Annotated in this window: 8 protein-coding genes; 3 read left to right on the forward strand and 5 right to left on the reverse strand. The window is 35.9% G+C overall.

Annotated features, from left to right (window positions below; all coding sequences use genetic code 11):
- Window positions 1–1,763 (forward strand): diguanylate cyclase domain-containing protein (locus ACP6PK_RS07940; protein ID WP_426559148.1); only part of this gene is annotated, 1,763 nt, incomplete at its 5' end.
- A gap of 527 nt (window positions 1,764–2,290) precedes the next feature.
- Here the strand turns inward: ACP6PK_RS07940 and ACP6PK_RS07945 are convergent.
- Window positions 2,291–3,985, reverse strand: coding sequence for a tetratricopeptide repeat protein (locus ACP6PK_RS07945; RefSeq protein ID WP_426559149.1), 1,695 nt, complete (start codon window positions 3,983–3,985; stop codon window positions 2,291–2,293).
- 2,047 nt (window positions 3,986–6,032) lie between these two features.
- Between ACP6PK_RS07945 and ACP6PK_RS07950 the strand changes: the two genes are divergently transcribed.
- Window positions 6,033–6,323 carry a Mo-dependent nitrogenase C-terminal domain-containing protein gene (locus ACP6PK_RS07950; RefSeq protein WP_094677974.1) on the forward strand — a complete coding sequence of 97 codons (291 nt, stop codon included), beginning with the start codon at window positions 6,033–6,035 and terminating at the stop codon, window positions 6,321–6,323.
- A gap of 771 nt (window positions 6,324–7,094) precedes the next feature.
- On the opposite strand, the gene purQ is transcribed toward ACP6PK_RS07950, so the two are convergent.
- A complete protein-coding gene (gene purQ / locus ACP6PK_RS07955; RefSeq protein WP_426559150.1) occupies window positions 7,095–7,790 on the reverse strand; it encodes a phosphoribosylformylglycinamidine synthase subunit PurQ in 696 nt (231 codons plus the stop codon).
- A 468-nt stretch (window positions 7,791–8,258) separates the two neighbouring features.
- Complete coding sequence (gene purS / locus ACP6PK_RS07960; RefSeq protein ID WP_094670944.1) at window positions 8,259–8,522, reverse strand: phosphoribosylformylglycinamidine synthase subunit PurS; 264 nt, start codon at window positions 8,520–8,522, stop codon at window positions 8,259–8,261.
- Window positions 8,523–8,741: 219 nt separating this feature from the next.
- Here purS and ACP6PK_RS07965 point away from each other — a divergent pair, with 219 nt between their 5' ends.
- The gene (locus ACP6PK_RS07965) at window positions 8,742–9,125 is read left to right on the forward strand and encodes a Fur family transcriptional regulator (RefSeq protein ID WP_094670942.1); all 384 of its coding nucleotides are present in this window, start codon (window positions 8,742–8,744) and stop codon (window positions 9,123–9,125) included.
- Between the two features lie 213 nt (window positions 9,126–9,338).
- On the opposite strand, the gene ACP6PK_RS07970 is transcribed toward ACP6PK_RS07965, so the two are convergent.
- On the reverse strand, window positions 9,339–10,304 hold the full coding sequence (locus ACP6PK_RS07970; protein WP_426559151.1) for an SPFH domain-containing protein: 966 nt from the start codon (window positions 10,302–10,304) through the stop codon (window positions 9,339–9,341).
- Window positions 10,305–11,238: 934 nt separating this feature from the next.
- Window positions 11,239–11,703, reverse strand: a complete 465-nt coding sequence (locus ACP6PK_RS07975; protein ID WP_426559152.1) for an NfeD family protein — start codon at window positions 11,701–11,703, stop codon at window positions 11,239–11,241.
- Window positions 11,704–11,711: the final 8 nt, after the last annotated feature.

The following is an 11,711-nucleotide window of genomic DNA, read 5'->3' on the forward strand; positions in this document are numbered from 1 at the left end:
GAGCCAAAGAGAATAAATATATTCAAGAAGAAGCTCTGGCAAATGAACTGGCAGCCAAATTTTATCTTAGTTGTACTAAAGAAAAAGTTGCTAGTATCTATATGCAAGAAGCCTACTATTGCTATGCTAGTTGGGGAGCAAAGGCTAAGACTAACCAACTCGAAGAAAAATATCCCCAACTTCTCGCCTCTATTTTCCAAAGTGAGAAATGTTACCGCCATCCTAATCATACCATAATCCAAACTTCTTCTGGAGGTCAAGTAACTACCACATCATCAGACCTAGACTTAGCTTCTGTGATCAAAGCCTCTCAAGCTATATCTGAGGAAATAGAACTAGAAGTATTACTCTCCAAAATGACTCATATTGTTGCAGAAAATGCTGGAGCTAACAAATGTGTCTTGCTTCTAGACAACTCTGGTAGTTGGGAAATAGTTTCCCAATGGGTTAATGGAAACCATAGCTTGTGTAATATTCCTATAGATGGCATCAACATTCTACCTAATAGCATCATCAATAATGTTAAACGGATGCAACAAACTTTGCTGATCAACAACATTGAACAAGACAAAATTTTTGCTAGAGATTCATATCTGATTGAAAACCATCCTAAAAGTCTTTGTTGTACTCCTATTCTCAATCAAGCCAAACTTATAGGTCTCCTTTACTTGGAAAATAGTTTGACTGTAGAAGCTTTTACTGACAAACGAGTAGAAATTTTAAATTTGTTATCCTCTCAAGCTGCTATTTCTATTCAAAATGCTAAATTTTATGCTCAAGTTAGGGAAAATGAAAGTAAGTTAAGACAGTTTATTGATGCGATGCCAGTTGCTGTTGCCATTGTAGATGCTTATCGCCATCCTTATTACACGAATCATATAGCACGGGAATTACTGGGTAATAAAGTGCTGAGTAGGTTAAGTGAAATTTCTGAAGTCAATCAAATTTATCAAGCTGGTACTGAGGAAAAATATCTGGAGGCTAATTTACCAATAGTACGCGCTCTAAAGGGAGAAACTGTCAGGGATGACAATATAGAAATTCACCAAGGCGATCGCCGAATTGCTATTGAAGCTTGTGGAACACCCGTCTATGATAAACAGGGAAAAATTCAGTATGCAATTACTACTTTTCAGGATATTACAGAACGCAAACAGGCGGAAAAGATTCTTTCTGACTACAACCAAACTTTACAGCAGCAGGTTGCAGAGCGTACTGCTCAACTGGAAGAAGCTAACCAGGAATTATTACGCATTGCTAATTTGGATGGACTTACTCAAATACCTAATCGTCGTAGTTTTGATGAGTACCTCGCCCTTGAGTGGCAACGACATCTGCGAGAACAGCAATTTTTGTCTTTGATTATGATTGATATTGATTATTTCAAACGTTACAACGATCATTATGGACACCAAGGTGGGGATAATTGCTTGATTCGTGTGGCGCAGGCCATATCACAAGTTCCTCAACGGCCAACTGATTTAGTCGCTCGTTACGGTGGTGAGGAATTTGCGGTAATTTTACCCAATACAAATATGGAGGGTGCGTTTACTATTGCTGAGTCTATCCGCCTGGCGATCGCTTCTGTTTCTATCCCCCACGCTCAGTCTGAGGTGAGTCAGTTTGTGACATTAAGTCTGGGTGGTGCTAGTATGATTCCTACTATTAAAGGTACTTCAGAAGATTTAATTGCTCTGGCAGACCACGCTTTATATAAAGCTAAGAGGCAGGGACGCGATCGGGTAGTGTTCAGTAGAAATTAGGGTAGTTTTGCTCGTGTAATATCATGTCCGGTTGAATAGTTATAAATAAGAAGGGAGGAGTCAGGAGTCGTAGGGGCGTTTGCGGAGCATTCCGGAACGGAAATGGCCATGTGCTAACGCAAAGCTCCGCTTTATATGTCGCTCCGCGTTAATGAAGTTGTGCGATAGCAAAACGCCCCTACAGGAGTCAGGAGGAGAGAGAATTACAAAGATGAGCGTAGTTATGAACATTGGAGATTTTTTTATGTCCAATCAAGGGGATTTAATATAATACCACTTTGAAAAAAGAATGTTACCAATAATCAGGAAATGAACAAGTTAAAGAAGCATTCAGCACTCAGTAGTGGACTTACACAGCTAAAATGCTGCAATAGTAGGGGTGGGTTCTGGTGGAAATTTCAATGCTAAACCTAAGATTTAGATCAACCCGCCCTGATGCACACCCATTAGTTGTGTCACGCTAGTACGATCTTTTCAGGGTGAACCAACCTGATAGCTGAATGCTAAAAGTTGATAGCTAATTAAAATCAAACAGACACTTTGAATTTATTTATTCTTTCAATTACTTTCTGATAATCAGGTTTAATTTCTAAGACAATTTTGTAAGAACTAACAGCATCTTGAACATATCCTAATTTTTCCAAAATTAATCCTCGTTGAAACCAAACATCATGATTACCAGGTCTTAAAGAAACTATTTGGTCGTATGCAGCGATCGCCTCTTCATACCTCTCTAATTGTTCCAGCATCAAAGCTAATTGTGACCAGGCTTGATAATTACTTGGCCAAATATTAATAGCTTGATTATAACTAAACATAGCTTCTTCATAATTTGCCATTTTTTCTAAGCTTAATCCCCGGTTGAACCAAGCATCAAAATTATCTGGTTCCTTTCCAATTACCAAATCATAAGCTGCTATTGCTTCAGCATATCGGTCTAATTTTTCTAAAGCTGCACCTCTTTGTAAACCAACTTTAGCAACATAAATTCCTTGTTTAAAACTCATTTCAATTACTTTGTCATAAGCTGTTAATGCTTGCTCGTACTTCTGGAGTTTTTCTAATGCCTCACCTCGACAATTCCAAGCCTCTAAAAAAGATGGCTCAATACTAATGGCATTACCATAAGCAATAAGAGATTCATTATATTTCTCCAGTGCTATAAATGCTTTACCTCGACCTAACCAAGCTTCTGGATAATTAGAATTAATTGTAATTGCCTGATTAAAAGATTCTAATGCCTCGCTATTTTTAAATAAATCTAATAAAATATAACCACGACTAATCCAAATTTCTGGTGAATTTGGATAGAAATTAATTGCCTTATCCAAACAAGCAACGCCTCCTTCTTTCCAATTATTTTTTAAAGCTAATCCTTTATAATACCAAGCTTCATAATCATCGGGATTTAATTTAATTGCTTTATTAAAAGAAGAGACAGCATCGTGATATTTGTGTAGTTTACTTTGAGCAATACCTAAGTTAAACCAAGCTAAATAATTTTCAGGTTCTAATTCTATTGCATGGTCATAACTAATAATTGCTTCTGCATAACGTTGAGTTTTTACTAAAGCTAATCCTCGGTTCAACCAAATCAGATAATTATCAGGTTGAAGTTTCACTGCACAATCATAAGCTGCTAATGCTTCAGGATATTTTTTTAGAGTTAATAAAGCTTGCCCTTGACCATACCAAATTTCTCCTTTCATTGGTTGTATTTTTAGTGCTTTTTTGTAACAGTTTATGGCAGGTAAATACTGTTTTAATTCAGTTAAAACAATTGCTTTATTAAACCATAGTTCGTAGTTATTTTGGTTGATTTTGATTCCCTTGTCAAAGCAGGCGATCGCTTCTTCATACTGCTTTAAGTTAGATAATACAACTCCATAACAATTCCAAGCTTGATGAGCGTTTGGTTTAAGGGATAGGGATATTTTATAAGCTTCTACCGCTTGTTCATAATTTTCCAATTTATATAGGGTATCAGCTAGTTTTAACCAACCCATTGCCCAGTCTGGCTTAATTTTCACTGCGTTTTCGTAGTAGGGAATGGCTGACTCGTATCTACCCATCTCATAAAGTCTGTTACCACGGTCATATTCTGGGAATGCAGAAAATATGCTGAAAATTCCCTTGGAGGGGGAAAGAGTTTGGGTATTTGCAGTGTCTAACGTAGTTAAAAATGTCAATTTTTGGGATGATTGGGAATGAGTTTTGGTCATAGTTTTTTTCCTAGAACCAGATAGCCTATATCTGGGAATATATTATACTCTTTGTACTCATTTAATATCTAAATGATCGTACCGTTAAGCAGAAATTTATTGAGTAGATATTTTCAGATTAAATCATATTCAAGAATATGTAATTATAAACTCATATTAAGTACCTAAGCAAAATTATTTACCTATTTTAATTCTCTGCGCTCTTGAGAATGCAAAGAATTTAGCTTTTTATAGATGTGTTATTAATTTTGCACGACCACTTAGCAGTTCTTTAATATAATATAGCGGTTCTCACAAAGGTAGACTACAAAAATTCCTCCTTCTTCCTTCTTCCTTCTTCCTTCTTCCTTTAAACCCAAATCTATGTACTCTATATTAATGAAAATTGCTATACCAATTCCCATGCATTATTGCTATACTTGGGCGATACTTCAGTTATTAACTAATCAGCACAATCATAATCATTTTTTTGCTAATTGTAGCTAGTTTAATGTTAATTATTCTTATGTTTGCTTCTCTGTACGGACGTTGCACAGGCAAAAATGCGTTTTCCGTTCCGGAATGCTACGCTTTCCATGTCGCGCAGCTAAACGTCCCTACCTAGTACGGATGTTGTACAGGCAAAAATGCGTTTTCCGTTCCAGAATGCTCCGCTTTCCATGTCCGCTCTTAGCGGAAAACGTCCCTACACTCCCTCACTCAACAAAATGTAGAAAAGTTGTTGAGAAATGGTATTAGAGCCAGGCTCGAAAAACATTTGGCCTTAAAAGGCGTTGCTCTAGACCCAATTATTTTGGTAAATATTCTCTGATGAGCATTGTATGAATTGCAACTAGTACCATGAGATATTACTTTAGTCAATAAAAATTAGTTTAGCAAAACTTATTTATTTTATTCAAAACATTTATACTTGTGAAGAGTCAAGACGCAACAATTAGCTCTATTGGTGTAACAATCAAATAGGTAACAAAACAGGTTAACTATATAGCTGAAGTTAGAAGTCAGAAATTAAATTCTTGCTCTGACTAAATTTGAGAGGAGTGAGAATGTCTGTCTGCGCTAGTCATGGCGACTGCTATATATCCACTTTCTAAGGGAAAAGCTTATTAATCAAGAGTATAGAGACCATGTTTCTTAAGACTTAAAGACAATTAGGTAGCCTAATTAGAAAGATTGATTACTCCAAAATATTGGGTAAAACTACTCTCTGCGGAAGCCTGTCAAAAAAATGTAGAGCTTCACAGCTAGATATTTTTCTAGCCAACGAGTGAAGGCAAACAAAATCATCTTGAGTTGCTATTAGTTAGAGACATCATAATATTTTTATGCCAAAATGCCGATAGAACTGTAGTTGAATTATTTACAATTAAAACAGTACAGTTGAAACACAACTGATAAAATTATCTAATCTAATAAAAATTAGGAGATAGTCGTCTGTCAAGATTGAAATGAGGAATAGACAATCTCTGAAAACTATGTCAGTTAATAATTCTCTATTCCTAGAAGAAGATTATTCCTCAAAACAAACTTGATAGCCTAATAGTAATAGGAGTTTGTTGACACGCTGAAAGTAAATTGGGCATTCATTTACAGTGGGCTAACGATAGAACACACAGTATTCTATGCTCTGGAGATGTCAACATAACATAGCTAGTCAATGCAAAAATTCAACCTTAGCTAATCATCAAAAAATCCTTGGTAGTTTGGAGACCTCCGCGCTTCAGCTAGGGGATAAAAACGAGTGGGCGGAATTTCCTCCAATCAAATGTTGACCTAGTTAGGAGTCTTTAAACCAGGAATTTCCTGAACCCCCCACACTCTGCTGTGGGGAAGAATTTTACTGGAAATTCAAAAGTCAATATCAAAATTAATTTTTGGCTTGTGAATTTTGCCAAATAATTGACAACTAATACTCAAATTTTGTATTTCCGGTAATGCCAAAAAATACATTGTAGAAACCAATAGTAAAGTCTTTAAAACCATGCACGATCTGGCAAAAACAACAGGGGTATGGATGAGACCCCAAAACACTAACATTCTAAATGCTATGACTGCTCGTATCTATACTACAATACCTAAATTTAAGCCATTAAGCCCTTTGAGAAAATGGCTAGATCGCATAGAAATTAATAATCCCAAATTCGCAAGATTTCTATGCAAATTAATTCCGAGTCAGTGCCCATTTGAGCGCGATATCAGTTTTTTTGGTCATGTCTTGTTTCACATTCCTCCTATGTGCAAACTTAACCCTCTTTACAATGAACTAATTGATTTGAGGTTTAGAGCTTTGTGTTATTTGGCGGATGTGTGTGGAGAAGATGTTACCTCATATTGCTAATATTGTCAAGAATAATATTCCGCATTTCTACCGCGTTTTATCTCAGCAAAAGCCGAAAACGCAGGTTAACTTTTTGCATCAATACAAGCTTTCCCACTCAGTTAAAAATTAATACAGCATATTTGATCTAATTAAAGTACATAAGCAGGTCAATATCCACAGCATACAAAGCTTTTAAGATTAATATTTTTACTTCATCGTAAATTTTCGGGAAGTTGGAAAAGTGCCAGTTTTAACGGGTGGATGAAAACGACCCGACGGGTTTTAACCCGTAGTCAAAAAAATGTGTTATAATTAATTTTTTAAAGACACGAAGACCTCGTATGGCATGGTGAAAGCCCGATAGCTAATGGACGCTTCAGTTAAATGGTAGTTAATCGAAAAGGTAGCTCGGTGCTTGCCAGCACTCTGTTTCCAGCCGTTAGTCAGCACGTTGTACCTCAGAGCGAGTGAATCAACCAATAAAAAAAAGTAGCCTCAATGGTCTTTGACTGGAGAGAGTAGTGGCAATTGGCACCGCCTTGTAGGGGCGAACGGCCGTTCGCCCCTACTGCTGCTGCATTCGTACTACGGTACGGTGCTGGCAATGTGGCCGTTTCGATTTTTCGGGAACCGTGCAATGTGGAAATCGTGGTTTTCACTTGATTTACAGCTCCTAGTCACGAATCCACGCGACTTTAGTCCGTGGAGTGTCAATTATCTGAAAATATGCTGTAAATTTGCATTGAGTTTAATTTTTAGTGGGAAAGCAACTAGCATAGATGACTGTAGCTAAATTCCAACTACAGCCATTAATAAACCTTTAAATAATTTCATGCCATCTGTATTACCTAACATTGGGTCTGATGCTCTCTCTGGATGAGGCATCATTCCCAACACATTGCCTTGAGGGTTGCAGATACCAGCGATATTGTTAAGGGAACCATTAGGATTAGCTTCTAGACTAATTTCACCATTTTCTGTACAATAACGAAATAAAATTTGACGATTATTTTCCAAATCTTTCAAAGTATCTGCATCAGCATAGTAATGACCCTCACCATGAGCTATTGGCAAACTAATCACTTCTCCTTTTGTATAAGCAGATGTCCAAGGAGTATCATAATTTTCTATTTTGACAGAAACTTGATTACAGATAAAATTTAATTTTTGATTTCGCACCAATACTCCAGGCAATAACCCTATTTCTGTCAATATTTGGAAACCATTACAGATCCCTAAAACTAACTTACCTTTTTGAGCATGGGCAATAGTTGCTTTCATTACAGGAGAAAAACGGGCGATCGCTCCACATCTTAAATAGTCGCCATAACTGAAACCTCCAGGGATAATTATTACATCCAAATCAGAAATATCTTCTTCTTGATGCCAAACCATGCGAGTTGGTTGACCCAATAAACCCTGAGTTACCCAAGCTACATCCCGATCGCAATTGGAACCAGGAAACATAATAATGCCAAATTTCATATAAATTTTAAGTTAATTTAAACTTGTTGATTGCTAAAAATTAAGAAAGGGTCTTAAAACAAAATCTTCAGTTAAATAGAGATGTTAGTCAGGGGAGGGAATGGGGAATAGTTCATTAATTGATAATTGATAATGGATAATTGATAATTACCTCTGGTTAAAAGCGTTACAGAATTGAATATCAGGAAATATCCTAGCACTTTTTTTCCCCTTAATAAAAGGGGAGGCTTTAAACCAAAATTATTTAATTATTAATTATTAATAATTCGGTAATTGTTGCATTTATTAATTTTTCTTCATTTTTCCCAGTCAGGTAAGGGAAAATTCAAACTTTTGAATATTAATTCAGTAATTCTTTTGTACTTTTTCAAGGTTTAGAACCACTTAAACTAATATATTACCACGATTCTATATTTATTCAGCTAGCCCTAAATACCTCTTCACTTCTTCCTTTTTCCTTCTTCCTCCTTAACTTCTTCCTTCATTTAATTCAAAGCGATAATTTTCAATGACAGGATTTGCCAATAATTGATCGCAGATTAATTCTAATTGTTCCCTAGCAGTTGCCTCATCTGTTGCCTGAAGTTTCAACTCAATATATTTACCAATTCTAATTTGTTCTATATTTTCATGTCCCATTTGTACTAATCCAGATTGAATTGCGGTACCAGCAGGGTCTAAAACAGATGGTCTTAGAGTAACATGGATTTGTGCTTGATATTGTTTTGTCACGTTAGTATAAAAGTTAAAATTTTAATAGAACTACTTTTAGATATTATCTGTTAATTTCTACCGCTCAACTAAACTTACTCAAACTTACTCAAAAACCTGAAAGATTAGTTGAACGCAAGTTGTTCTACCACCACAGGGTCAAAGAGCAAACCCTTGATAATTCATAATTAGAGATAGTTTTCATTATCCATTATCCATTATCCATTATTCATATTGGCCATGAAAATCAATCGCACTCGGTCTCAAGAGCGTATTTTGAAATTACTAACAACCCAGAAGCGATCGCTATCTGCTCAGGATATCCATTCAAAACTACGCAGATGTAACAAACCTCTGGGACTAGCCACAGTATATCGTTCTTTGGATGCTCTCAAACTAGAGGGAGTAGTAATTGTGCGGACTTTGGCTAATGGTGAATCTGTTTATAGTTGTCTACAGCAAGACCAACATCATCTGACTTGTGTTAAATGTGGGACTTCTATACCTATTAATGAATGTCCTGTCCATTATTTGGAGGACAAATTGCAGGAGTCCCACAAATTTAAGATTTTTTACCACACTTTGGAGTTTTTTGGACTTTGTGATAAGTGTACCTTAAGCTGAAGATATTTCGTGATTTAGAATTCAGAATTCAGAATTTAGAATTTAGAATTATTAAATTTTTCGGCGTTGCTGAATCAAGGTATGAAAATAAGAACTTAATAATTTCAAGTATTTTTGATTCAATATTTTCGCAATTGCCAAAAAATTCAATTCATAGCCACCTATCAGCAACGCCAATTTTTCAATTTTACATTCTTAATTCAATTTGCCATACTAACTGCCAACTGAATTTTTGCCATCTGCCACAATAGAACGCATACCTTCTAAAGTTGCTGGAATATTCCGGGGGTCCATAAACATAACTTTACTACTGTCACTACTACCAATCTTCTGACCCATATCCAGATAATTTTGAGCTAATAAAAATTGGAGTGCTTCTTTTGCATTGGGGTCTTCACGGAGGGTTTTAGTAATAATTTCTAATGCTTCAGCAGTTGCTTGAGCATTCAATACTTGAGATTGACGTTCGGCTTGAGCCTTCAGGACAATTGCCTTTTGTTGTGCTTCTGCTTCTAAAACTGTTGCTTTTTGACGAGCTTGAGCATCAAGAACTTGTGATTCTGCCTTACCCCTAGCAGAGTTAATTGCAGAATCTCTTTCCCCTTCTGAAGTTAAAATTGCTGCCCGTTTTTGCCGTTCGGCAGTCATCTGTAATTCCATAGAATCTTGTACTGCTTTAGAAGGGCTAATATCTCGTAATTCGACCCTGGTTACTTTTACTCCCCAAGGGTCAGTAGCAATGTCTAATTCTCTCAGTAATACTTCATTAATTTCTGTTCGAGCTGTAAAGGTTTGGTCTAATTCTAATTTACCCATTTCTGCTCGAATTTGAGTTAAAACTAGATTAACCATTGCAGATTGGAGATTTTCTACTTTGTAGTAGGCTTTTTCCATATCCATAATTCGCCAATAAACTACAGCATCTACACTAATTGCTACGTTATCTCTAGTAATACATGGTTGAGGTGGAATATCTAATACTTTTTCCCGAATAGTTTCTTGATAAGAAATTCTATCCAAAAATGGGATAACAAATTTCAAACCAGCATCTAATTTTCTACCATTATATCTGCCTAAAGTTTCAACTAAAGCTTCGTTACCTTGATTAATAACTTTGACACTTCCGGCTAAACTTGAACCACCTAAAGCCAAAAATACGAGTAAAAATAACTGTTCCATTTTTCATCTCCTAAATTATCTAAATTAGTTGTTATTTCAATTGATTTTTCTGGGAAAGATAAACTGAATAATTTAAGAAATTTTATAGTAGAATCTCTTTCCCCTTCTAAAGTTAAAATCGCTACAGGTTTTTTTCCCTTCTACAGTCATTTTTAATTCTCTATAGAAATCAGGAATAATTTATGAGACTGAGTGTAGTTGAAACAACCTTCATAGGTGAAGTATTTCTGACTAAGAAATAAGGTCTCAACCTTCCCTTTTCAAGTGGATAAAAAAGGAAATTTCGGATTTTAGTAGCCTCCGAGTTCAGCCGGAATAACTGTTAACGCAGTTCCTCCGCAGGAGGCTAACTGATAACTGTTAACGCAGTTCCTCCGCAGGAGGCTAACTGATAACTGAAATAGCACTTCCGGCTAAACTTGAACCACCTAAAGCCAAAAATACGAGTAAAAATAACTGTTCCATTTTTCATCTCCTAATTATCTAAATTAGTTGTTATTTGAATTTATTTTTATCAGAGGAGTTAAACTGAAGAATTTAAGAAATTTTATAGTAGAATCTCTTTCCCCTTCTGAAGTTAAAATCACTACAGGTTTTTTCCCTTCTAGAGTCATTTTTAATTCTCTATAGAAATCAGCAATCATTTATCAGACTCAGTGTATTTGAAACAACCTTCATAGGTGAAGTATTTCTGACTAAGAAATAAGGTCTCAACTTTCCCTTTTCAAGTGGATAAAAAAGTAAATTTTGGATTTTAGTAGCCTCCGAGTTCAGTCGGAAGAACTGTTAACGCAGTTCCTCCGCAGGAGGCTAACTGTTAACTGTTAACTGATAACTTAAATTGCACTTCCAGCTAAAATAGAACCACCTAAAGCCAAAAATAATAGGAAAAAAAACTGTTCCATTTTTCATCTCCTAATTATCTAATTAGTTGTTATTTCAATTGATTTTGGTTAGGGAGATAAACTGAAGAATGTAATAAATTTTCTGGCAATACAAATAAAGTATTACCCTCTCGTCTAACGACAATAACTTTTTCTTGAGCAGCGATCATACTATCTTGATCCTCACATTGAGCGCGCCAAGAATTACCTTCATAAAGTACCCTACCAGGCTGACCTGGTAATATTTCTGTTAAAGTTTCTGCTTCCTTGGCATCAGCAATAGTAGCTACTGTACGGTGGGGCAACAGACGACGGAAAGCAAAAATAGAAGCTACAGAAAAAATCATCCACAAGGCTACCTGTAGACTCACACTAGGAATTAAGAGGGACACTCCTGCCACAACAAAGGCACTTAGTCCCATCATAAATTCTACAAAGGCCGTGGGTACAAGGAGTTCTAAAAAACAAAGAATTGCCCCAGCCAATAACCAAAGTATCGTTGGATTTAATAGCATGGATAAAT

The sequence above is a fragment of the Dapis hubbardiae BLCC-M172 genome (assembly GCF_050016015.1).
Taxonomy (GTDB): Bacteria; Cyanobacteriota; Cyanobacteriia; order Cyanobacteriales; family Microcoleaceae; genus Trichodesmium.